At 51.4% G+C, this 22839-nt stretch carries 23 protein-coding genes and 1 pseudogene; 15 read left to right on the top strand and 9 right to left on the bottom strand.

Annotated elements, in window-relative coordinates:
- Positions 1 to 31: 31 nt before the first annotated feature.
- The 4 genes from M2277_RS19245 to M2277_RS19260 form a co-directional block, all read right to left on the bottom strand.
- Positions 32 to 1981 (bottom strand): ABC transporter permease, encoded by a 1950-nt coding sequence (locus M2277_RS19245; protein WP_036638701.1) that lies wholly within the window; start codon positions 1979 to 1981, stop codon positions 32 to 34.
- Positions 1956 to 2726 (bottom strand): ABC transporter ATP-binding protein, encoded by a 771-nt coding sequence (locus tag M2277_RS19250; RefSeq protein WP_036638703.1) that lies wholly within the window; start codon positions 2724 to 2726, stop codon positions 1956 to 1958. Before M2277_RS19250 ends, M2277_RS19245 begins: the two co-directional genes overlap by 26 nt.
- A gap of 198 nt (positions 2727 to 2924) precedes the next feature.
- Positions 2925 to 3932: a sensor histidine kinase gene (locus tag M2277_RS19255; RefSeq protein WP_280755380.1), complete on the bottom strand. Its 1008-nt coding sequence runs from the start codon at positions 3930 to 3932 to the stop codon at positions 2925 to 2927.
- Positions 3929 to 4630: a response regulator transcription factor gene (locus M2277_RS19260; RefSeq protein WP_076150655.1), complete on the bottom strand. Its 702-nt coding sequence runs from the start codon at positions 4628 to 4630 to the stop codon at positions 3929 to 3931. Before M2277_RS19260 ends, M2277_RS19255 begins: the two co-directional genes overlap by 4 nt.
- A 328-nt stretch (positions 4631 to 4958) precedes the next feature.
- On the opposite strand from M2277_RS19260, the gene M2277_RS19265 reads away from it, so the two are divergent.
- Positions 4959 to 5102, top strand: a complete 144-nt coding sequence (locus M2277_RS19265; RefSeq protein ID WP_234972781.1) for a hypothetical protein — start codon at positions 4959 to 4961, stop codon at positions 5100 to 5102.
- Positions 5090 to 5305: a nitroreductase family protein gene (locus tag M2277_RS19270; protein WP_280755381.1), complete on the top strand. Its 216-nt coding sequence runs from the start codon at positions 5090 to 5092 to the stop codon at positions 5303 to 5305. Before M2277_RS19265 ends, M2277_RS19270 begins: the two co-directional genes overlap by 13 nt.
- Here M2277_RS19270 and M2277_RS19275 read toward each other — a convergent pair.
- Positions 5302 to 6795: a sensor histidine kinase gene (locus M2277_RS19275; RefSeq protein WP_036638707.1), complete on the bottom strand. Its 1494-nt coding sequence runs from the start codon at positions 6793 to 6795 to the stop codon at positions 5302 to 5304. The genes M2277_RS19270 and M2277_RS19275 overlap by 4 nt on opposite strands.
- Positions 6792 to 7478 (bottom strand): response regulator transcription factor, encoded by a 687-nt coding sequence (locus M2277_RS19280; RefSeq protein ID WP_036638709.1) that lies wholly within the window; start codon positions 7476 to 7478, stop codon positions 6792 to 6794. The genes M2277_RS19275 and M2277_RS19280 overlap by 4 nt, the downstream gene beginning before the upstream one ends.
- A 237-nt stretch (positions 7479 to 7715) precedes the next feature.
- Between M2277_RS19280 and M2277_RS19285 the strand changes: the two genes are divergently transcribed.
- From M2277_RS19285 to M2277_RS19300, 4 genes are all read left to right on the top strand, one after another.
- Positions 7716 to 8480: a pirin family protein gene (locus tag M2277_RS19285; RefSeq protein ID WP_036638711.1), complete on the top strand. Its 765-nt coding sequence runs from the start codon at positions 7716 to 7718 to the stop codon at positions 8478 to 8480.
- A 513-nt stretch (positions 8481 to 8993) separates the two neighbouring features.
- Positions 8994 to 9749, top strand: coding sequence for a C40 family peptidase (locus M2277_RS19290; RefSeq protein ID WP_235187332.1), 756 nt, complete (start codon positions 8994 to 8996; stop codon positions 9747 to 9749).
- Positions 9750 to 9938: 189 nt separating this feature from the next.
- Positions 9939 to 10136, top strand: a complete 198-nt coding sequence (locus tag M2277_RS19295; protein ID WP_006208161.1) for a YwbE family protein — start codon at positions 9939 to 9941, stop codon at positions 10134 to 10136.
- Positions 10137 to 10308: 172 nt separating this feature from the next.
- Positions 10309 to 10869 carry a hypothetical protein gene (locus M2277_RS19300; protein WP_040680246.1) on the top strand — a complete coding sequence of 187 codons (561 nt, stop codon included), beginning with the start codon at positions 10309 to 10311 and terminating at the stop codon, positions 10867 to 10869.
- Positions 10870 to 10993: 124 nt separating this feature from the next.
- Here the strand turns inward: M2277_RS19300 and M2277_RS19305 are convergent, their stop codons facing one another.
- Positions 10994 to 11356, bottom strand: coding sequence for a hypothetical protein (locus tag M2277_RS19305; protein ID WP_006208163.1), 363 nt, complete (start codon positions 11354 to 11356; stop codon positions 10994 to 10996).
- A gap of 76 nt (positions 11357 to 11432) precedes the next feature.
- Entirely contained in the window at positions 11433 to 11918 is a 486-nt protein-coding gene (locus tag M2277_RS19310) for a GAF domain-containing protein (RefSeq protein WP_006208164.1), read from the bottom strand.
- A 182-nt stretch (positions 11919 to 12100) separates the two neighbouring features.
- Here M2277_RS19310 and M2277_RS19315 point away from each other — a divergent pair, with 182 nt between their 5' ends.
- A complete protein-coding gene (locus M2277_RS19315; RefSeq protein WP_006208165.1) occupies positions 12101 to 12406 on the top strand; it encodes a hypothetical protein in 306 nt (101 codons plus the stop codon).
- Positions 12407 to 12534: 128 nt separating this feature from the next.
- Here the strand turns inward: M2277_RS19315 and M2277_RS19320 are convergent, their stop codons facing one another.
- On the bottom strand, positions 12535 to 13605 hold the full coding sequence (locus tag M2277_RS19320) for an alpha/beta hydrolase (protein WP_280755382.1): 1071 nt from the start codon (positions 13603 to 13605) through the stop codon (positions 12535 to 12537).
- 171 nt (positions 13606 to 13776) lie between these two features.
- On the opposite strand from M2277_RS19320, the gene M2277_RS19325 reads away from it, so the two are divergent.
- From M2277_RS19325 to M2277_RS19360, 8 genes and pseudogenes are all read left to right on the top strand, one after another.
- A complete protein-coding gene (locus M2277_RS19325) occupies positions 13777 to 14358 on the top strand; it encodes a GNAT family N-acetyltransferase (protein ID WP_006208167.1) in 582 nt (193 codons plus the stop codon).
- Between the two features lies 1 nt (position 14359).
- Positions 14360 to 15118: an energy-coupling factor transporter transmembrane component T family protein gene (locus tag M2277_RS19330; RefSeq protein WP_036638720.1), complete on the top strand. Its 759-nt coding sequence runs from the start codon at positions 14360 to 14362 to the stop codon at positions 15116 to 15118.
- A 181-nt stretch (positions 15119 to 15299) separates the two neighbouring features.
- Positions 15300 to 15830, top strand: coding sequence for an ECF transporter S component (locus M2277_RS19335; RefSeq protein ID WP_051449151.1), 531 nt, complete (start codon positions 15300 to 15302; stop codon positions 15828 to 15830).
- Positions 15831 to 15834: 4 nt separating this feature from the next.
- Positions 15835 to 16293, top strand: a pseudogene (locus M2277_RS19340) (energy-coupling factor ABC transporter ATP-binding protein); the annotation flags it as partial.
- 210 nt (positions 16294 to 16503) lie between these two features.
- Positions 16504 to 17385 (top strand): energy-coupling factor ABC transporter ATP-binding protein, encoded by an 882-nt coding sequence (locus tag M2277_RS19345; protein WP_280755408.1) that lies wholly within the window; start codon positions 16504 to 16506, stop codon positions 17383 to 17385.
- Positions 17386 to 17578: 193 nt separating this feature from the next.
- Entirely contained in the window at positions 17579 to 19093 is a 1515-nt protein-coding gene (locus M2277_RS19350) for an MDR family MFS transporter (protein WP_280755383.1), read from the top strand.
- A 329-nt stretch (positions 19094 to 19422) separates the two neighbouring features.
- Entirely contained in the window at positions 19423 to 21207 is a 1785-nt protein-coding gene (locus M2277_RS19355) for a sensor histidine kinase (protein ID WP_280755384.1), read from the top strand.
- Complete coding sequence (locus M2277_RS19360; protein WP_280755385.1) at positions 21185 to 22825, top strand: response regulator; 1641 nt, start codon at positions 21185 to 21187, stop codon at positions 22823 to 22825. Before M2277_RS19355 ends, M2277_RS19360 begins: the two co-directional genes overlap by 23 nt.
- The last annotated feature ends 14 nt before the right edge of the window (positions 22826 to 22839 follow it).

Below are 22839 nucleotides of genomic sequence, written 5' to 3' on the forward strand. Positions count from 1 at the left end.
TTTCAAAAGATAAGGACGTCTCTTCCACCCTTTATATAAGTGACTGCTTCAGCTTGCGCAGATATTGACTGCGGATGAAGAAGAAGTACAGGACCTGCATCATCAGGAAACTGATCAGCACAATCCCCATCTCAGCTGCAATGGATAGATAGAAGTAGCTCTGCAGCGCAATAAACGCAAAGATGCTGTGCACAATCGCAAGGCCAATCGGCACAAAAAACAGCAGCGCCAGCTGTCCGGTTACGATTCGCCGGAACTCCTTATCGGTCATCCCGAGCCGGGATATCGTGGCATAATGCCTGCGGTCATAATCCAGGTCGGCATAGAGGCGGAAATACAGGAAACTGCCTGCCGCAATAAAAAACACCGTGCCCACAAGCAGTGCCGCGAAGAGCAGCATATTATACAGGCTGTCCCGCAGGGCAAACAGCGTGCCGCTGACCGCCAGCGCGTAAGGCTGGCCCATCTCATAACGTACGGCCCCTCGCGGCGCGAGATGGGGAACGATGCCTTCCGTTTTCGTGAAATCATCCACGTAAAAGCCGGTGTACCGTTCCTGTCGTACCGGGTCCGTGATGGCGGCGAAGGTCGCATCACGGACGACAAGCCCGCCGAAGCGGGAATCGTCATCCATCTCCGGCAGCAAATATTCCGGCACGCCGACATGATCGGAATAACCGATTTCGTGCACCCTGATTCCGGAATCCTGAAGCTGGTAAGAGGCGTGCTCCCGGTTGCGGGTATAGGCTCTGTCATTTTGAGAAGCAATCAGAACAAGCGCATCTTCGCCCCGAAGCGGCTGTTCGTCGAACGGCAGCCCCGCCATCAGCACCGCTGCCTTGTAGTCGGAGAAGGATATCAAGGCTAACGGATTCTCCACAGGCTGATCCAGAGCGGAGGCCGATGTGGCTTCCGTATATTTAACGCGAAACGATAGCGTTTCAAACGGTATTTTTTTAGATTCAAGCTCCTGCTTGATTTCATTCAAATGCTGTTTCTCGAAGGTATCACCTGCTTTGGCAAGATAGCCGATGGCGGCAGGATAATCCTCGTTGAATTGTTTCGTAAGCACCGGGATGGAGGCAAATACGCCAACCGAGCAAAAAGACACGGCCAGCACGATGGTCACCATCGAGAACATCTGGGCGTGATCCCTGAGCCGATACTGCAGGCTCGAAAGCGAGATGAGTTTGGTTCGCCTCCAGGTTAACCTGCGGCTCCGCTTCAGCCTGCGAACGAGAGCAACCCCGAGCTGAGAATAGATCAGATAGGTGCCGATTATCGTCATTATGGTTACCGGGAACATGCGCAGCTCGAGGGTTGAGGCCGTTGTCGTGGCCGCCAGGCTGTAGCTGACGATCAGCAGGACAGCGGCCAGTGCCGATAGCCATGGTGATGTCTCGGGTGCGGTTTTCGGACGTTGCCCGGATTGAAACAATTCGATTAACGCTTTGGGCCGAATTAGCCAGGATGTGCACAGCGAGATAATGATGAACAGCAGTACATAACTTGCAACGGTCAGCCCAAGCGCGCGCAGCGGCAATCGAAACGGCAGGGGCGGAATGCCAAGGAATGCCGAACCGGCCATCAGGAACAGCTTGCCTGTAATGATGCCGAATACGATACCCGTTGCTATGGCGCTTAAGCCGATGATCATATTTTCGAGAAACACCATCTTGTTAAACTGGCGGTCTGTCATCCCGTGCATGAACAGAATGCCGAACTCGCGTTTGCGTGTCTTGAGAAAAGCCCCGACGGAATACAGCACGAAGAAGAACGAGAACACATACATAATCAGCTCTGCTCCGACCATGGCCTGAATTACAACCGGATAGAACATCTCATTTGCAATGGCAGGATGGAACAGGAACAAAGCACAGACAAAGAAAATCATGACGGAGAATGCGCTGCTTAGGAAATAGGCTGCATAGGTCCGCTTATTCCTCAGGACATTCCTAAAAGCGAATTGTCGAAAGGTCATGACTTCCCCCTCCCAGCAGAGCCAGCATATCGATGATTTTCTGGAAAAAGGCTTGCCGGTTGTCGCCGCAATACATTTCATTATATAGTTGTCCGTCCTTAATGAACAAGACGCGATCACAGTAACTGGCTGCTACCGGATCATGAGTGACCATGAGGATCGTTGCAGAAGCCTCTTTGCTTGAAGCAGAGAGCGTCTGCATGACCTCTTTGGAAGCCCTGGAGTCCAAATTGCCCGTGGGCTCGTCGGCAAGAATCAGGGAGGGCTCCTGAATGAGCGCTCTGGCAATGGCCGTTCGCTGCATCTGCCCGCCGGAGATCTCATATGTGTGTTTGTTCAGAATAGACTCGATGCCGAGTTGGTTGGCAATCCGGCCCAGCCTGCTGTCCATTTCACCTAGAGCCATACCTTCCAGCGTTAGCGGAAGAACGATATTTTCCTCAACTGTCAGCGTATCCAGCAGATTGAAATGCTGGAAGACAAAACCCAGATCCCGGCGCCGGAACAGAGCGGTGTCACTTCTGCTGAGAAGATGAGGGTTTCGTCCATTGATGATAACTTCGCCCGCGGTGGGCTGATCAATGGTGGCAATCAGATTGAGGAGCGTGGTTTTCCCGCTGCCCGAAGGACCCATAATGCCGACAAATTCCCCTTGGGTGACGTTGAAGTGAATGTTGCTCAGCGCTTGAAACGCCACTTTGCCCTCGTAGATTTTGGATAGATGCTTGACGCTCAGGATGGGCATATCTTCACTCCTCTAATACGATGGTATCATTGTAAAATAATTGACCGCGTCCATGCCATGTTCGTAACTTACAGTTACCTTACAACCTTGTAAGGTTTCTATTTGCATCGCAAGCCGGTGCTTCGGGAACCTGAGTTAAAGCATCTTAACCAGGATTTGAACCGGCACAAAGCCAATCCCTTATCTTCAGATACGGGATCAGTGCGAGTTATGGCTGCCGGTACCTTCAAAAATAAGGCGCACCGTCGTTCCCTCATCCAACTTGGATTCGATCTCGAAGGCATGTCCGAGCTTATCGCATATTTGTTTGACCAGAAACAGCCCCATGCCCGTCGATTCCCGGAATCGGCGCCCGTTTTCTCCGGTAAAATAGGGATCGAACACCCGGGGCAGATCGCTTGGAGGGATGCCGATGCCCTCATCCCGGATCTCAAGCACAACCTTACCCTCCCGGGCATAACCGTCAAAATACAAGCGCCCTTGTTCCTCCAGGGTATACCTGACTGCGTTAGTCAGCAGCTGAGTCAGCACGAAAGAGAGCCATTTCTCGTCCGTAGCGACCGTTAATCGGCTCTCCATCCGGATGGAGGGGTAAATTCGGCGCCGGATAAACAGCCGTTTTTGCTCTGAGGTGACACCTCGGACGATGCGTTCAAGCGGCAGGTTCTCGACATAGAAATCGTGCTCGAACGTATCGAGCCTGGCGGTATACAGCACCAGATCAAGCCCTTTTTTGAGTCGATCCAGCTCGTCGCCAATCGCTGCAAAACGGGGATCATCGTCATCCTGAAGAATCAGGTGAATGACCGATATCGGTGTTTTCATCTGATGGGCCCATTGGTTGATGAACTGAAGATGGCCCTCGATTTTGTGCTTGTAGTTATGCAGATCCGTTGTGTATTGCCGGAACTGGGTTCTAAGCAACTGATGAAGTGCTTCGGCGAGCGGAGTGTGGGAGGATTCTGCAGAGGATTCGCCGGTGAGAGATTCTCCCGGGAGAGGCTGCTCCAGTCGTTTATAGAAGGAACGGTTGGCAATATATCGGAAGATCAGGTAGCCGAGAAGCAGCAGCAGGCTGATGATGCCGGCGTACAGGGTGACCGTGAAATTCCGGAAGCCGTCAAGTCTGTAGATCAGCGATACGACAAGAAGCTGTGCAATATAAACAATGATTAGGGGACGCTGCTCCTGCAGAAATAATCTCAAGCTTCATCCCTCCAGTTCGGAATCAGCCGGTAGCCGCGTCCCCGCACGGTTTGAAGGCCTTCCTCGATCCCGAGGTTGGCGAGTTTTTTGCGGACCCGGGTGATGTACACATTCAGCGTATTATCGTCTACAAAGGCCTGGTCATCCCATATTTTCTCCAGGAGCCTGTCGCGGCTGACCACCATCTCGGGTTTCTTCATTAACTCGTCCAATATTTTGGCCTCGGTATGGCTGATCTCCGTCTGTGTTTGCTCCAGTGAAAGGGAGAGGCGTTCAACGTCGAGCGTTAGTCCGGCGACACTCAGGATGCGCTCGTTCTGTCCGGCGGCATACGAGCCGTAGGCGCGGCGCAGCTGGCTCTTGATTTTGGCCATCGCAATTTCATAATCGAAAGGTTTGGTAATATAATCGTCCGCACCGTTCTCCAGTGCCATCACCTGCTCCATTTTGCCGTCGCGGGCGGAGATGAAGATGATCGGGCAGGTGGAGAGGCTGCGGAACTGGCGGCACCAGTAATAGCCGTCATATTTCGGCAGATTGATATCAAGAAGCACGAGGTGAGGGTCATACGATTCAAATTGCTCACGTACCGTTTCGAAGTCATGAACGGACTCCGTCATATAACCGAATTTATGAAGATGCTCTTTCAGCAGGCTGACCAGCCCGGCATCGTCCTCGACAATGAAAATTTTGAACATATCGTTAATAGTCCCTTCATCTGACATTCTACTACCGATTGTATTGTACCAAATTGTCGGGATATAAGGAAAAAACGCGTGAGTCAAGGCAGCGTACATAGGGGTGACTGGGTGGAGTTCATACCTCGTATAACCAATGCTTCACTGCAAAAAAATATTTTGACGCTGGTGTCCTCACCTGATAAAATTCTTGATAATTCCAATCGAATAACTATGATAAATTTGCAAACGACCAGTCCACTGGAGATCATGAGCCCTATTCATGATCTCCTTTTGTTGTTTTATCCAGGTTTATCTAACTGACAAAAGGGAGCGGGGAGATGATGAGTTGAACGCGATTGATGAGCTGAAACTGACGGCGGATGTCCTCGTGATCGGCGGCGGTCCCGCCGGACGCCCAGCGGCAGTCATGCATTTGATGAGGGAACAGCCTGGGGCACAATCGCCTCACAGGCAGCATTGCTCGGCCTGAACACCCGCGCCATTGGCGGTTATGACCGTGAGCTTGCCCGCGAAGCTTTGCATATTCCGGCAGAATATGAGCTTCTCGCGGTCATTACGCTTGGTTATCCGGGAGACAAATCGGCACTTCCGGAGGCGCTGCAGGAGCGCGAGGTTCCTACAGGCCGCCGTTCCTTGAATGAGCTGGTGTTTGAAGCTGTGTTTTTAGGCTAGGGAATAATCCCCGGCCATTCGGCACGGAACTCAGAACCTAGGTTAACTGTACTGTCCACACTCAACGAGCCGCCCTGCGCGGCAATGATGGACTGGGTTATGGCGAGTCCAAGACCCGATCCGCCTTGCTGTCTGGTCCGGGATTCATCGATCCGGTAGAAACGTTCGAACAGATGGGGAAGATGCTCCTTCGGAATCCCGGTCCCGTTGTCGCGAACCAGCAGTACGGCATGATCCGCAGCCCTATCAAGCGTCACATGGATCTGCCCCCTGTCAGGATTCGTGTGCTGCACCGCATTAAGGAACAGATTGTAGATAACCTGCTTGATCTTGTCGGGATCGCATCGGCATAGAAGGGGGGCCGATTGGAAGAATACCTCCCGTCCTTGGGCAAGCATCTTCAGATGGGGCTCCATCTCATGCAGCAGCTGATCGAGCCGGGTTTCCTGAAGGTGCAGCTCAGGCTTGCGGTCAAGCTTGGCGAGCAGCAGCAGGTCCTCGACCAGTTTCTTCATGCGTTTGGATTCACCGTGCATGCTGGATAACGCAGCATGCAGCTGCTGCGGGTTGTCGGCAGCGCCGCGGCCAAGCACCTCCAGAAACCCGTGAATCGAAGTGAGCGGCGTCCGCAGCTCATGGGAAGCATCCGCAATAAACCTCCGCATCTGCTCCTTGGCTTCACGTTCGGCCTGAAATGCATCCTCAAGCCTTTCCAGCATGCCGTTAAACGACTCGGCCAAGCGGTCGATCTCCTGCTGCCCTTGCATAACGGGAAAACGCTCGGCCAGATTTCCGGCATCGGTGCGTTCTACCGTCTCCACCATTCGGCTGAGCGGATTGAGCGTTCGGCGCAGTAAAGGCAGATACAACGCGATTCCACCCGCCATGGCAAGCAAGGCCAGAAGAGCAAAAATCATCAGCTGCCGCATAAGAACCGCGTGCAGCGGCTGCGTATCCATACCAAGCTGCAGCAGGCCGGAAGGGCTGTCAGGGCTGCCGTAAGGGCGAAAGACAACGATCTGCTCTGTGCCTTCGGCATTTTCGATCACTTCATATCGAAGGGGGTGGCGCTCCTTGAGCTGGGCCAGGACTGCTGTATAATCCTCGGAGGGCAGCTGCGGGGCGATGAGCCCGTTGTCGGCGGCCAAGTCCGAGTAGCTCCCATCGATATCAATCTTGGCAAGCGACATATTCGGCAGAAAGAACAGGGGTTTGTCTTGCTGGCGAGGGTTCTCCTGATCGGTGTCTTTATCCGGAAGTGCAGGCCGGTTACGAGGCTCGCGGTCAGGTTCCCAGAGCTCCTTGGGGAGCGAGCGGACCTGAAGAGCAAGCGCCTCGGCTTGATTACGGAACATGGCATTTTTCATCAATACATATTGCAGCGCACCGATCAGCACCAGTAGAAGCGCCAATACGATAAGGGAACGCGACAGCAGCTGCGTCCTTAGAGAACCAGGACCTGATGAGCGTATCCGGTCGCGGATTCTCATAACAAGTCCACCCGGTAACCGGCACCGCGAAGGGTGCGAATAACCCGGTGCTCCTTATCTCCAAGCTTCTCGCGCAGGGAACGGATATAGACCTCAACAATGTTATCCTCTCCGCCAAAATCATAATCCCACACAATATTCAAAATGTTGGATTTGCTCAGAACGCTGCCGTGTTTGGTCACAAGCAGCTTCAACAGCTTGTATTCCGTAGGTGACAGCTCCAGCGCCTCACCCTGGTATGCAATTTCCTTCTTGCGGTCATCAATGGTGAAGGAACCCAGCCGGATTTCACCCAGCAGGTTTGGAAATTGATTGCGCAGCCGTGCTTGGATTCTGGCAAGCAGCTCTTCAAAACTGAAAGGCTTAACCATATAATCATCCGCACCGATGGTTAGCCCCTTTACCCGGTCATCAATCTCATCCTTGGCCGTTAGCATAATCACCGCGACATCCTTGCCCTCTTCCTTCAAGCGTCTGCACACCTCCAGACCGTCCATCCCCGGCATCATCACATCCAGCACGACGACATGCGGCTCGAAGTTGCTTGCTACTATAACTGCTTGTTCTCCATCGGGGGCCGAGCGCACCTCAAAGCCTTCATTTCTTAATCCCAACTCCAAAAATTGCAGGATATGCGGCTCGTCATCGACAAGCAAAATGCGAATACGGTGAACAGATTCCATAACTCAAAACTCCTCTTATTTCGTTCCTTTAACTGTATCATACGTTCTCTAACTGAATGAAGTCTGAAAGCGAACTGAAAATAAACTGAAGGTGATTCGCAAATATGCATTCTCAATCAGGGAAAATAAGGATGTTGATATATATTCTGTTATCGTTAATACTATCTTAAAGCCGAGATATCAAGGTGAACACCTGTTCAAGGTCAATCATGGATGGGTGAAAGGAGGAGACTGGACATGATAGGAAATGTATATCCACCTGAGAATCAGAGCAAGGGCTCTCTCGACGGAGGAAGGATAACAGAGCTGAAGCCGATCGGTTTCTCTGGAGAAGGGTCGGCTGTGACCCGGGTGGGACCTCTTTTCTATTGGTCCTGGTTCCGCTCGCCTGTTGAAGGTTATATTGCACCCCATCCCCATCAAGGTTTTGAAATCGTGACGTATATGATGCAGGGTAAGGGTGTACACAAGGATTCACAGGGAATGCACAGCGAATTGGGGCCTGGAGGCCTGCAGTTGATGAGGGCCGGATCTGGACTTACGCATGAGGAACGTTTGACCGGACCTGATGCAGAAGGGCTCCAATTATGGTTCGAGCCGTATCTTAGGGATTCGTTGAAACAGAATCCGGCCTGTCGTCAGTATCGACCGGATTCATTTCCGGTAACCCGCATTCAGGGCGGACTGGTCAAAACGATGATTGGCGGTTCTGCCCCAACGGATCTATCCGTAGACGTGAGGATGCTGGATATCCAGATACTGGCCGGGCATGAGGCCCAGTATGAATTGAAATCCGGCAGACGTGCTGCTGCGCTCGCAGTCAGGGGGTCCGGCAGTTTTAGCTCCGAAGAGGAGAAACTTCTATTTGAACATCGGGACTTTATGGTAATGGATACGAAGCAGGGGGAGACGATAAACCTTAAGGCGCAAGAGAATGTACGGGTCATTCTGATCGATGTACCGGAAAACCCTGGATATCCGCTCTATTCCAAGAGACCGTAAAGCGAAAAGTTTACAATATTGTAGTGGAATGAAATTTAATATGTACGATAAACTAGAGTCTGTCAGATGGGATACCGTCTGGACAGGCTCTTTTTTAGGTGTAAGAGAACCTGAATCAGGTGCCCCATGCACAAATGTAAGAAATACATTCGTATATTTAATAAGCAGATAGACCCAACAGAGCGATCCGGAAGTTTATTCACCGGGCCCGTTGGGTTATTTTGGCGTTTTTTATTTCTATTATAATCTATATATACTAAATTAAAGTATAAAAAGAGACTAAAGTCCTACTCTTTACCAATAGTTGGCATGCGTTTTTGTGAGAATGGTAGCATGCGTCCCAAGACATAGCCTGTCTATAATGATTGTGGGATCACGAAAAATGACAATTTCGTCATCCCACAATCTAACGAGATGGGGGAGATACTTATTTTCTCGCAAAAAAGCTTTAAAAAATTGATGGCCGGAGCGCTTCTGTCAGCAGCAGTTCTTGGTTCTTACGGATATGGGTCTGTGAATGAAGTCTCTGCTGCCACTGCGCAGTCTGTAACCAAAGGTGTAGCAAGCTCGAATGTATATATGCGCAGTCAGCCTTCGACTTCCGGTAAAGTCGTTGATCGTGTCTATAAAGGAGACAGCGTTCAAATTCTGGGCAGCAGCTCCGGCTGGTATAAGATTAAAACTTCTAGTGGCAAGCAAGGGTACGCTTCATCTAAATTGATTACCCCAAGCAACGGCTCTTCTAACAATTCCGGAAACAATTCCGGCAGCAACTCTGGAAATAACTCGGGCAGCAACTCCGGCAATTCGGGAACAACTACCCCTTCTACCAATGCCAGCGTTGAAAAAGTTATCAGTGCAGGCATGAAGTATCTGGGCACGCCGTATGAATTCGGTTCTAACCGCAGTTCAACGAAAACTTTTGACTGCTCGGCCTTTGTCCGCCGCGCATTCATGGATGGGGCTAACATTACGCTGCCAAGTAATTCACGTACTCAAGGACAATATGTTAAAGATAAAGGAACAGCGGTTACAAACGTAAATCAACTGAAACGCGGAGATCTAGTATTCTTCATGAGTTATAAAGGATCATCAGCTTCGGCTTATGCGGGACTGGACAAGTCCAAGCAGAGAATTACGCATGTTGCTATCTATCTGGGAGACAACAAGCTGCTGCATACGTATTCGAAAGAATCCGGCGGCGTCCTGGTAGGCAGCTTCGGCGACTCTTGGAAAAACCGCTTCCTGTATGGCGGAAGTGTGCTGTAACAATGCCAATCCATTCATAGGGGGTTACCCCATACTTGGAATGAGATAGAGGGACTGCCCAGTTATGAGATCTGAAAGGATCCGTAACGGGCAGTCCTTTGTTGTTGAGATTTGCTTTTGGCTTTTGATTTCAGTAAGGTGGACATAGCGCAATGAACAGCATGAATGATGAGAACAGGAGGGACGATGATGAATGGTGGGCAGCGTTCCAACATCAGACCGGGACTTGAGGTTGATATTGTATTGAAGCAGGATCAAAGAACGGGGAAGCTAACCCGTGGAGTGGTTAAGGATATCCTGACCAATTCGCCGAACCATCCGCACGGCATCAAAGTACGTCTTCAAGACGGCCAGGTTGGACGGGTTAAGAACATTTACGAATCGTAGATTCGGTTTATTGATATGCACCAGTTGAGGAGCTGTTCCAAAACTTCGCAGATATGCGGACTATTGGAAACGGCTTTTTTGCATATCTATGCAACTTTGTAACCACACGAGCCGTCTGGAGGTTGAGGTGAAATCAAAGATGAGAAGATACCTTTGCTTGGGGTTTATATTGATGTTTATTCTTACAGGTTGCGCGGAGCAGGAGATGTCGGGGGCGGCTCAGTCTAATCTTTCATTGAATAAAGCGGACAGGGATAGTCATGCGGAGGTTCCCGATGGGGATTTTGTGTATCGCCTGGTTAGCGAGAAGGAGCATTACGAGCCAAATGAAAAAGTTCAAGTATACGGGGAACTGGAATATGTGGGCGAAGAGGCTGAGATTACGATCGGCCATGCAGCCTCCGCTTTTTATTTTCCGATGAAGGAGCTCATCAGGGATTATAACATCAGCTATGCGATGAATGAACCGTATATTACGACCACGTTGAAAAAGGGAGAGCCCCTGCGCGAGTATTATAGCGGCGGTGGCGGATACAACGGCGGGGATGATAAACAGTTTAAAGCGTTTATTCATTCCCTGAGGAATGGTTTTCCTGAAGGAGAGTATGTGGTGTACGGATCTGCGGACTTTATGATTGATTCGAAGGCGCAGCGTGATTCGAACAGGGAAGAGCCGAAGAGGTACAAGATTCAAGCAGAGATCGAATTCAGTGTAAGCGATGAATCGAAGTAGAAACAAGAAGCAATGAACAAGGATGACGGAATTTCATAGAGAGAGATCTTACATGCGAGTCGCTGTCACATGGCAGAAACAGCAGAAGGGGTACCCAGATCGTGGGTACCCCTTCTTGATGTTCTTATTGAAAGCCTTGCCCTTGGTGGATGTTAGGGAAACCCTGCTGCCCGAAGGAAGGCTGAATGTGCTGTGTTTGATTGTGAGCTTGCGCGGTATGCTCCACTTGTTTGACAAGCTGAGAGATTTGCTGGTACTGCTGCATGGCTTGTTGATGGCCCTGCAGAGCGGATTGGATCATTTGAGTTGCTTGACGTTCGCGTTGAGCAATTTCCTCCAGACGGGCTGCATTCTGCTGTTCCTGCTGCAGCAGTTGTTGGTACATGGCTGAGCCCTGCTGCGTTTGCTGGGTCAACTGTTGAAGAATTTGCTCACACTGACGGATTTGCTGCGAAATTTGTGAGTTATTGTTGTTCATTTGATACATTGCTTGTATTCCTCCTAAGAATTGTTGGATTCAAACTCCTGGTTAGTGTATGGAAGAATACGCAAAAACATCCTGTTTATAAGGTGAGCTGGGCTTCCAATATGTGGACGAACTCCTCCAGGAATAGCTGGTCCTCCTGATCGAACCGGCTCTTCAGAGGGCTGTCGATATCGAGAACGCCATACAAGGCACCCTCTACGATAATAGGGACAACAATCTCGCTGTTCGAGGCAGCATCGCAGGCGATATGTCCGGGAAACTCGTGTACATCGTCTACAAGCAGCGTCGTTTGTTTAGCGGCAGCCGTGCCGCAAACTCCTCGATTCATCGGAATGCGAATGCATGCGGGCAGCCCCTGGAATGGGCCAAGCACCAGCTCTTTGCCATCATAGAGATAGAATCCGGCCCAATTTGTATCGGACAGAAACTGTTTGAGCAGAGCGGCTGCATTAGACAGATTGGCAATCGCGTTTGGCTCATCGTGTATAAGTGCTTTTAACTGATTCAGGACCTGGGCATATTGCTCGCTCCGGGTGCCTTCATAAGGTGTATTTTGAAACATGCTGATTTCCGCCTTCCATTATATCGTCGTAGTTCATTCACCATAGTATAAGTATAAGATATTCGTCAAGGGACGAGCATGGGGAGCTTGATCCGGCCAGACGGCTGATTCCCCGTCAGGGTGCAAGGGTAATGAATGACAAGACCAGGTATCAACTTAACAGGTGGAGGGAGAGAAAGCGAATGCGGGCAGACGTACAAAATTTGTTTATTGGGATTCATATGCTCTATCACGCACACGAGCGTGACCTTACGATAAGTGAGATGCAGCCTGAACTGGAGCGACAAGGATATAAGGTCGGCGATCGGGAGGTTAAGCATGAGCTCGAACGTTTGACGGAAGAGAATTTCCTGACTGCACACGGTGAGGGCTACAGCTTGACTGGTGCCGGAATCGAAGAGTTTAAGGAGATTCAGAGCAAGCTTAAGGATCTCTGCGGAGAAGTGCTCAAGCCGGTAAAATCGAAGAAGGAAGATTCCATGGCATAACATGAATAATGATGAATAATGATGAATAATGAGAAAGAAGCCCCCGACTAACACTAGGTGCTGTGCGTTAGAGCGGGGGCTCTTTATGCTGTCGGTTCAGTATCCATGCTTCAGCTGCAGCAAACCATTTATATCGTCTCAAGAGAACCGTCCAGCTCCAATTGAAACGGATGTAAGGGAGGAGTTTCCTCCGTCTGAGATACTTGAGCGGCTTCCGGTTGATATGTCTTCACGGGTTGGCCTATATACTTGCGAAGGAAAGCATGCACACCTGCCCTGTATAACTCAGGGTCTATATGGTATGCGTTGGCATGAATGGCTCCTTCAATAAGGAGCAGCTGTTTCGGTTCCGGTTTAACCTTGAACATCTCGATGCTCATTCGGGTCGGTACGTAATGATCCTGGGTGCCATGGACAAACAAGACCGGAAGTGTGCTGTTCCGAACAGCGCGGATTGGACTGACCTGGTCGAGGCTGAATCCGGCCTTGCGCCGAATCCTTGCATTCACCCACGACAGAAATGGCACGGAAGGGATTTTATTAAGGCGGGTAAGCTGATGTCGCATTAAATCTGTCAAATCGGAATACGGGCAATCGGCGATAACGAGTTTGACCTGCGGCTCGGCGATAGACAGATATTCCAGTACGGTTCCACCCCCCAGAGATTGGCCATGCAGCCCGATGGCCACGTCCTGCCCATACTGCTGAGTGATCCAGCGAACCCATGCCTGCACGTCGTGCTTCTCATAATAACCGTAGGTGGTATATCGTCCTTCACTTCGTCCATGCCGGCGCTGATCAATGAGGAGTACGTTGTAGCCCTCCTCCGTGAACAGATCAATGAATTGGGTGGAAACTGCTCGGGAGCCGGTATAACCGTGCACGAGGATCATCCAGTGCTTGGAACCGGGGTTGTTTTCTATGGCAGCTCCGCACAGCTTCAATCCGTCAAAGCTGGTGATAGCCACTTCACTCTTTCGAAGGGATTCATATCGCTCCCTGCTGTAAAGTCCGGCTTTTTCCAGCACCGTGAACAGTTTGAGATCATTCTTCACTCTCATCCGCGTAATCTGCAGATATCCGATTTGGGTAATGGCAGCGGCGACCATAACGACGGTTAACAGCAATACAATCGCGATATACATACTCAGATGACTTCCTCCTTCTTCCGTACTGTACAAGGGGGCTGTGCAACACATATTGACGGAAGCCTCCCGAATCCATCAATATATAAACATCCAGCCTCTAGGATGCTGATGGATGACCAGGAACGGATCGGATTTTTCGTTATACTCATTTATACACATAGATAGTATCACCGGAAACAGCGGATACAAGTCAGTTTTTTTGTAAGGGGGGACCTCAGATCCATGTACATTTGTGAAGGAAATATTCCTGAACTGGAAGGTAGGCAAATACGGCTGCGAAGGATGACAGCAGAAGATGCGGAAGCGATGTTCCGCTGTTGGTCGGATTCGGCCACCACGGCTTATCTGGATTTGCCGGTCATGCATTCAGCTGAGGATGCGAAGGCACTGATTCAATGGCTGTTTCGGCTTGCCGAGCAGGATGAAGCCATCCGCTGGGGAGTCGAAATCATCGAAACCGGGGAGCTGATTGGCAGCTGTGGATTTAATATTTGGCAGCTCAAGGGTGCGTTCCGGGCTGAATTCGGCTGCGAGCTGACCCGTGCTTATTGGGGGCAAGGCTTCATGTCGGAAGCGGCGAAACTGGCAGCTGACTTCGGATATTCATCCATGGGGCTAAACCGGATCGAAGCCTTTGTGGATCCCCGAAACGAGCGGGCATGCCGTTGGTTTGCAAAGATCGGTTATATGCGCGAGGGCGTGCTGCGGGAGTACCGGCATACATCCAGCGGTTATGTGGATGCAGCAGTGTTTTCACTGCTTAGGCAAGATTGGCTTAAGGCAAGGGAAAGGCAGGAGTGGTGACGTGTTGATTCAATATGAGAAGGGCAGCTCGCTTCTTCATCGATATGATCCTTTAAGCAAGCTTGTGATATTGTTCTGTACAGCCGTGATTGCGATGCTGCTTGACCAGGCCTGGCAGCAGGCGGTTTTTCTGCTTCTCTGTATCGGACAAGCCCGATATGCTGGACATATGTCAGGCAGGCAGCTGCTGGGAGGCATTCGGCTGATTGCCATCGTTGCGGTGCCTTATTTTATTCTGACCAGTCTGACCGTTCAAGGGGAGACCGTGTGGCTGCAATGGGGATCGGTATCGGTGACCATAGAAGCGCTGAATGCTGCAGGGGCCATGACCCTGAGAATGTTTACGCTGTTCCTGACCTCCATGGCGTACATCATTACAACAGACCCCAGGGAGCTGGTGGCGGAGTTGACCCGGCGTCTTCGGGTCCCTTATCGGTTTGCATTCGGCATATCGGCTGCCCTCACGTTCATTCCGCTGTTGGAGGAAGAGGGAAACCATATTCTGGCTGCCCAGCAGGTTAGGGGACATCGTCCGCCGAAGGGATTAGGAAGCCGCATAAGTTATGGATTAAAGTTTGTATCGGCAGTCTTGCTCAATGCGCTGCGACGTGTGCAGCAAACAGCGGGAGCCATGGAATCCAAGGGGTTTGGGGCGTATCCGGACCGAACGTACCGAACGGAGGTTAACATACCTTCATGGGCGGCCGTATCGGCTGTGATTTATGTGCTTGCAACGGTGTGGCTGTGGTGGATTGTTTAAATTGTTAACCGGATATATCAAAAACCGAGTTGACGATAAGGGCAGAAGGATGCAAAATATGATAATGAAGCATTCGAATGCAAGTACAGTCATTCATGACTGGAATTAAGGAGGACTCCACTTGAATTCATCATCATCCCAGAAAAAATGGTTTGCTTTTACTACCCAGGAAATTATCCTGATGGCGATGCTTGCCGCTGTTAATGCCGTTCTTACGATATACATAGGGCCGGTCAACAAGCTGTTGAACAGTCTTGGAGGACCCATTGCAACTTCGACTACAACCGGAATCTATATGATCTATGGTCTCTTGGCTTATTACATCATTCGCAAACCGGGAACAGCGGTTGTCACCTTTGCCATTGGCGGCACGATACAGGCTCTGACGGGAACGGTGTACGGCATTCCTTCCTGTTTCGTGGCTGCTGCTTGTTATATGATTGTGGCAGAGACGATATTTGCGATCTTCCGTTATCAAAAATGGAGCGCGGGCGTCCTCATGCTGGTTGGCGGAGCGATGGTTCCGCTGTGGTTCCTGTTCGCAGCCAATATGTTCGGGTATACATCCTGGCCGCTTGAAGTGCTTGGGATCGCGCTCGTTGTGCGGATTCTCAGCGGTGTGTTGCTCTGTGGTTTGGTAACCAAAGTTTTGGGAGAGGCTTTAGTGAAGACGGGGCTGCTTCGCCGGTTTGCCGCCTCAACGAAGGGATAAACGGATGTCAGGAACAACGATAACATGCCGGAAACTGGGTTTTCTTTATGATGGAGAAGAACAGCCGGTTATACAAGATATCAATCTGGAGATAGCGCGCAACCAACGGGTGGCGATCATCGGAGCAAGCGGCAGTGGCAAATCTACGCTGTGCCAGCTGCTGTGCGGTCTCCTTCCGCGCAGCGGCGGGGGCACGAGAGAAGGGGAGGTGCTGCTCGATGGCATCGATCCCGCAGCGGCGCCGATTGCTAGCATAGCGGAGGCGGTTGGGGTGTTGTTTCAGGACCCGGATGCGCAGCTTGTGCAGGGCATCGTAGAGGACGAAGCGGCCTTCGGTCCTGAAAACATGCGGGTATCACCGGCGGAGATTGAGGAGCGGGTGGCACAGTCCCTTGCCGCGGTCCGGCTGCTTGACCGCCGGCTGGACCCGGTGCGCCGCCTGTCCGGCGGACAGCGGCAGCGCACGGCCATTGCAGCGGTGCTGGCGCTGCGGCCGCGGCTCTACGTCTTCGACGACGCCTGCGCGAGCCTGGACGCCGCGGCGCAGGCGAACTTCCTGCAGCTGTGCTTCAAGCTGCAGGCGGAGGGCCGGACGCTCATTACCGCGTCCGGCCGCTTTGACGATGCCGCGCGCGCCGCGCAGCGCGTCATCGTCCTGGACGGCGGGACCGTCGTGCTCGACGGGCCGCCGGAGGAGCTGCTGCGCTGCTGCGGGGAGCAGCTGGCGCAGCTGGGCTTGCTGCCTCGTCCTCCAGGCGAGGCAGCGGGTGCCGCCGCCGGGGACAAACCTGTCCCGGCGGCAACTCCCCCGCATTCGGCTGAACGCCATGCGGGCAAGCCGATCGCCGCAGGTTCCGTTCCTGCCGCGGTACTCCATGCAGAAGGCGCGAGGGAGTCTGCCGCCTCCCCATTGCTTGAGGTCGATTCGCTAACATTTGCCTATCCCGGGGGCCGGGAAGCGCTGCACGGCATCCATGCCAAGATATACCCCGGCGACTGGGTGCTGCTGACCGGTGAGAACGGGTCGGGCAAAACAACCCTCAGCCGCCTGATCATGGGACTGCTGCCAGCTCCAGCAGGCAGTATACGTTGGCAGGGGGAAGATATCAAGGGCATGGCCGTGTACCGCAGGGCCGAGCAGATCGGTTACGTGTTCCAGCAGCCCGAATATATGTTTACTGCCCCCAACGTATGGGAGGAACTGATATACAGCCTTCATGGAGGGGTACCCGTGAAGAAACGACGGGAGTTGTCGGCTGCCGAGCAAGAGCGGGCCAGGTTCCTGTTGGAGAAGGCTGGGCTGACGGACCGGCTTCACATGTCCCCTTATCTGCTCAGTCAGGGAGAGAAGCGTCTTCTGAGTGTGATCAGCCAATTGATGCTTCCGCGGGCTTTGTATATATTAGATGAACCAACCTCGGGGATGGACTATGCCGCCATCGACCAGGTGATTGGCCTTTGCCAGCATATGTTGGAAGAAGGATCGGCCATACTCATGATTACTCACGATCCCGAGCTCATAAAGGAACATGCCACATCGTTCATTCATCTATAGGAACGGTAAAATGTGACTGTGCATACTACGAGGTAACCTTTATAATAGAAATATTACATGATGTGGAAGCGCTCCTGATATCAGGTAGGCGCTTTTTATGCTATGAGCCCCGATTTTGGCATATATCTTGCAAGATATCCAATAAAATGCCTGCTTCGGCAGGGGCTGTCTAAAGTAAAGGGGAGTAAGGAACGTGAACGTACTGAAACAGGATAAACGCAGTTACATATTGGTCGGGATTCTGTTATCCACCTTTATGGCTGCGATTGAAGGCACGGTTGTCGGACCGGCTGGTCCAGCCATTATTAGCAGCTTCGGCAGTGTGAGCCTGATGAGTTGGATATTTACGGCCTATCTGTTAACGATGGCTGTGACAACGCCGATCTTCGGCAAAATTAGTGATTTATACGGACGCAAGCCTGTATTTCTATACGGCTCGCTAATCTTTCTGGCAGGTTCGCTGCTGTGCGGTCTGTCACAGAACATGACGCAGCTTATTATTTTTAGAGCGATCCAAGGGATCGGGGCGGGCGCCGTCATTCCGGTGACCTTCACGATTGTCGGGGATATTTACAATCTGGAGGAGCGTGGAAAAATTCAGGGGATGATCAGCTCCGTATGGGGAATATCCTCCTTGATTGGTCCGCTGCTTGGCGGGTATTTTGTCGATTACCTGTCCTGGCACTGGATCTTTGTCTTTAATGTACCGTTTGCGCTGTTATCGATATGGCTGATTTTCCGTTATTTCAAAGAGGAACGGACCACCCGCGAGGTGTCGATTGATTACGGGGGAGCAGCTCTGTTTACCGTGGGGATGACGGCGCTGTTATTTGCGCTCGCGGTAGGTGGCGGAGAGACCTATTCCTGGACTTCTCCATTTATGCTCAGTCTGATCATCGGCTCCGTGGTGCTGCTGCTTGCATTCCTGGTGGTGGAGAGCAAGGTGAAGGAACCGATGCTGCCGCTCCATCTGTTTAAGATCAGGGATATTACGGTATCGACGGTGGCCAACATTCTGGTCAGTGCGCTTATCATCGGGTTGACCACGTATTTGCCGCTGTGGATTCAAGGCGTTCGAGGCGGCAATGCAACCTTGTCGGGCCTGACGCTGGCACCGATGTCGATCGGATGGCTCATCGGTTCGATTATCAGCGGCCGTTTGATCGTTAAATCCGGCTCCCGGAAAACGGCGATTATCGGCGTCGTATTCCTGATGATCGGAGCGGTGGGATTGGCTTATATGCATAAGGATACGGCGCTGGGCGTGCTGCTGGTCTTTACTTTCATTTATGGCGTCGGCTTCGGATACATCTCGACTTTGTTCCAGATCATTGCACAATCCTCGGTGGGTTATCAGGTTCGGGGAGCGTCCACGGCGCTGAACTCCTTCATTCGGACGTTCGGTCAGACCGTGGGCGTAGCGGTGTTCGGATTATGGGTCAACGCGGGAATTGCGGGCAGACTTGCGGCGGAGCCGGATGCTGCAGGTATTACCAGCGACGACATTAACAAATTGCTCTCTCCGCATGGAATCGCTGAACTGCCTGAAGGGTCAGGCGGTCTACTGAGCGGAATACTGGAGGGCAGTCTGAATTCGCTGTTTGTGGTGATGGCCGTAATGTCCGTGATCTGTTTGTTTATCGTGGCCGCCTTCCGCAATGCTCCTCCTGAGCCGGAGGAAGGGACGGGAGAGCGCAGCCTTCCGTGAAATCTTAAGCATTCATTTTATTAACTCATGATATAGAAGAATAACAGGACCCCTGCCTTTTGGACGCAGGGGTCCCTTGTTTTGTATTGTACATCGTACGCACTTCTCCTTGTGCGCACGATGCGTGGTTCGGGGCATGCTTGGATGGCTGTGGACCATCAAAAGCTGCGCTTTTTCAACACTAGTCTCTCTTCATGACCAAACCCTTCGAAAGTGCCCGAAATATTGCATTAATACCCTATTCGGCCCTGACGGAACTCCGATATAATAAACATATTTCATTATAATAGGAACTCCTCATACTACATAAACCAAGGGGCTGCTGCAGCATGTCCAGATTTAATCTGTTCCGAAAAATCATTCTGTTTATCTTCCTGATGTTAATCCCGATTGTCGGTCTTTATTTTTATTCCAATCAAACCACTACGAATGTGCTTAGCGATGAGCTCAGCCAATCGAATACCAACCAGCTTGTCTTCTTTCAGAATCAGGTGAATACCAACATCGATATTCTGGCATCATGGCCGAATTTACTGCTGCATGACCCGGACATCTCCAGCTTTCGGGATATTTATCTGCAGGACAAGTATTTGAATCTGGACGCGATCAATCTGGTGAAGCAGATCCAGACGAAGCTGAGCATACAGGAGAGTTCATCAAACTGGCGAAGCCATCTGGCCATCTATTCCCCGTCTCTCGGGCGGGTGGTCACAGAGAGTGATGCCGGATTCTACTCGCCGGAGGAGCTAGCGCAGGACGTGAAGCCGGGCTGGCAGGTGACTCCTTATCAGGAGGGGACCGATCAGCGGTTTCTGTTCGTGTGGTATTCGGTGGCACCCTATTCCACTCAGCAGCATACAGGGAAGTCAAATACCATCATCAAGGTTGAATTCGACAGCACCAACATCCAGGATATGCTGGACCGCTTCAAGAGTGACGGAAGGAGCGATCCGTTCTACTATAAACCGGCTTCGGGCGTGATTTATAACCGAACCGCGGATCAAGAGCTGATCCATCAGATGATTGCGGAGCTTGGCAGCGAGCCGCTCCAGGATGTAGAGAATCGTGTGAAGGAAGTAGACGGCAAAACCTACTCGGTCAGCATCGTATTGTCGGAAACGACCGGCTGGTATTTGATTGATTATATCCCGCTATCGGACATCATGAAGCCTATCCTTACTTCAAACAGGCTCTTTTATATCTCGATCAGCGCGTTGCTTCTGATGAGCTGCCTCGCTGCGTATTTGCTGTACTCTCAGGTTCAGGTACCGATCAAGCAGCTGGTATATGTGTTTCGCAGGTTGCAAGCCGGTGATTACGGGGTAAGGGTGAAAGTTTCGGGCAGAAACGAATTCAGTTTTCTGGCTGCAAGGTTCAACTCGATGGTGGAGCAGATCCAGGAGCTGTTTGAGCATGTATATATGGAGAAAATCCACGTCAGGGAAGCGAAGCTGAAGCAGCTGCAGTCGCAGATCAATCCTCATTTCTTCTATAACTGCTTCTCATTTATTACCAGCATGGCCAAACTTCAGAAATACGAAGCCGTGGTGGCGATGTCGCATAATCTGTCCCGGTATTTCCGCTATACCACGCGTCAGGAGAGGGAGCTCGTCCCCTTGTCGGATGAGCTGGAATTTGTTACTCATTATCTGGAGATTCAGCAGATGCGGATGAAGCGGCTCCGTTATTATGTCGCTTTGACTGAGGGAGCGGGCCGCTCTGAAATTCCGCCGCTGGTCATTCAGCCGTTAGTGGAGAATGCCGTGCTGCATGGCATTGAACCCCATTCCGGCGAAGGCGAAATCGGGATAACCTTTCAGAGTATGGACGGTATGGCTTGCATTCTGATCGATGATAACGGGATCGGGATGAATGGACAGAAGCTGTCCGACATCGAGGAGCGGTTAAACAAGCCGATGGATCAAGAAATGGGCTGCGGCGTCTGGAATGTTCACCAGCGGATGCGGCTGCGTTACGGAGAGAATGCCGGATTGCGATTCATGGCATCTCCTCAAGGCGGCGTACGGGCCATTCTCTATTGGCCAATACCGCAATCACATGGCAGTATAAGCCAGGGCAGGGGGCATGAAAATGATGAATCTCTTATTGGTTGATGACGAGAGTTACGTTACGGAGAGTTTATTTCAGACGATTCCATGGCGTGAGCTGAATATACGACAAGTCTATCAGGCTTCATCTGCCCTGGAGGCGATTGATCTGCTGGAGGAGCAGGACATTGATGTGGTCGTCACCGATATTCGTATGCCGGTCATGACCGGCTTGGAGCTGATAGAGACCATTGCCGGGAGGTGGACTCATATCCGCTGTATTTTATTGACGGGATACTCCGATTTTGAATATGCGAAGCAGGCGATTCGGCTGAACGCATCGGACTATATTTTAAAACCGGTGGACGATGGCGAATTCATGCGAAGTGTGCAATCAGCGCTGGAGTCGATCCGGGAGGAGCGGAAGGAGCTTGGAGAATACCAACAGCTTAGGTACAGTCGTAAATCGGATATCGGGATTCTGAGAACCAGTCTGATGCATGATCTCTTGCTGGGACACGAGATGCCGCGGCATGTGATTGACCACAAGCTTCGTGAATATGAAATCCCTCTTGGAACCGATCAGAGGACCACCATGCTGCTGATCCAGCTTGGACCGAAGTTCACCGGCATGGACGATCATTCGATCAGTCTGATGGAATATGCCATCGGGAACATCGCCGAAGAGGTGTTTGCGGAGCTGTTTCGCGTGTGGCCGAGCAAGACCCCGCACAGCGGGATGATTCTGCTGGCACAATTAAAGACAGAACTCCTATCAGAAGGGACGGATGGGCCTGCTGCTTCCGATGTGATGAAGCGGTATGTGACCCAGTTTCAGCAAGATGTAGGAAGTTATTTGAAAGGCGGCATTTCTGTTCTCGTGTCGGCAAGCTTTGATTTTCCGAGCGAGCTGGCATGCGTTTATCGGACAGGGCTAAGCTCACTTTATATAGGAGGGAGCGGGGACCATGAAGCAATTCGTTTCGCTGCTGACAACGACGGAAGTCGGCGCGACTCGGCCTCCCATGCCACCCATTCCTTCATGAAGCCGCCCAGTCTGCTCCATCTTCTGGAGACGAGACAGTGGGACTCCGCTCGGGAGAAAATAGAACAGCTCTTCGTGGAACTTGAAACCGCCTTCATCGGACAGAGCGCGTTATACGAGATTTTTTTGTCAGTTACGAATGCCTATATGTACATGGCCCACAAGCAGGGATATTATATCCACCAGCTGGACCAGGCAGGCTGGGACCCGCTCTATATTCAGCAGGTTGTTCAGTCGGCTGCCAAGCTGCGGTCCTGGTCGCTTGATATGCTGAATAAACTTCAGGCTATTTCCTCCGAACAGGAGACAACGAGCAAAAGCCATATTATCAAACAGGTGCAGGAGATGGTGACTACCGATTGTGGTCATGATCTGTCCGTCAAAACGATTGCGGACCGGGTATACCTGCATCCGGTGTATTTATCCAAAATTTATAAAAGCGAGACCGGTGAGGGCCTCGGTGACTATATCATTCGGAAAAGGATGGAGCGGGCAGTATACCTGCTGAAGCATACAAACAAGAAGATTTACGAAATTACCGCAGAGCTGGGTTATCAGAATCCGCAATATTTCAGTAAAATGTTCCGCAAGCATTACGGGATGACCCCGAACGAATACAGGGATCAAGGATGTTGCTAAAGGTGCAGAAATGT

The organism is Paenibacillus sp. LBL, from assembly GCF_029893715.1.
Lineage (GTDB): Bacteria > Bacillota > Bacilli > Paenibacillales > Paenibacillaceae > Paenibacillus_AQ > Paenibacillus_AQ glucanolyticus.

Coding starts and splice junctions, on each gene's coding strand:
- M2277_RS19300 (WP_040680246.1), top strand. CDS start 10,309: ATGTTTATTCTTACAGGTTGCGCGGAGCAGGAGATGTCGGGGGCGGCT.
- M2277_RS19280 (WP_036638709.1), bottom strand. CDS start 7,478: ATGGAATCTGTTCACCGTATTCGCATTTTGCTTGTCGATGACGAGCCG.
- M2277_RS19325 (WP_006208167.1), top strand. CDS start 13,777: ATGTACATTTGTGAAGGAAATATTCCTGAACTGGAAGGTAGGCAAATA.
- M2277_RS19335 (WP_051449151.1), top strand. CDS start 15,300: ATGGCGATGCTTGCCGCTGTTAATGCCGTTCTTACGATATACATAGGG.
- M2277_RS19250 (WP_036638703.1), bottom strand. CDS start 2,726: ATGCCCATCCTGAGCGTCAAGCATCTATCCAAAATCTACGAGGGCAAA.
- M2277_RS19275 (WP_036638707.1), bottom strand. CDS start 6,795: ATGAGAATCCGCGACCGGATACGCTCATCAGGTCCTGGTTCTCTAAGG.
- M2277_RS19320 (WP_280755382.1), bottom strand. CDS start 13,605: ATGTGTTGCACAGCCCCCTTGTACAGTACGGAAGAAGGAGGAAGTCAT.
- M2277_RS19260 (WP_076150655.1), bottom strand. CDS start 4,630: ATGTTCAAAATTTTCATTGTCGAGGACGATGCCGGGCTGGTCAGCCTG.
- M2277_RS19310 (WP_006208164.1), bottom strand. CDS start 11,918: ATGTTTCAAAATACACCTTATGAAGGCACCCGGAGCGAGCAATATGCC.
- M2277_RS19245 (WP_036638701.1), bottom strand. CDS start 1,981: ATGACCTTTCGACAATTCGCTTTTAGGAATGTCCTGAGGAATAAGCGG.
- M2277_RS19315 (WP_006208165.1), top strand. CDS start 12,101: ATGCGGGCAGACGTACAAAATTTGTTTATTGGGATTCATATGCTCTAT.
- M2277_RS19295 (WP_006208161.1), top strand. CDS start 9,939: ATGAATGGTGGGCAGCGTTCCAACATCAGACCGGGACTTGAGGTTGAT.
- M2277_RS19355 (WP_280755384.1), top strand. CDS start 19,423: ATGTCCAGATTTAATCTGTTCCGAAAAATCATTCTGTTTATCTTCCTG.
- M2277_RS19305 (WP_006208163.1), bottom strand. CDS start 11,356: ATGTATCAAATGAACAACAATAACTCACAAATTTCGCAGCAAATCCGT.
- M2277_RS19285 (WP_036638711.1), top strand. CDS start 7,716: ATGATAGGAAATGTATATCCACCTGAGAATCAGAGCAAGGGCTCTCTC.
- M2277_RS19360 (WP_280755385.1), top strand. CDS start 21,185: ATGATGAATCTCTTATTGGTTGATGACGAGAGTTACGTTACGGAGAGT.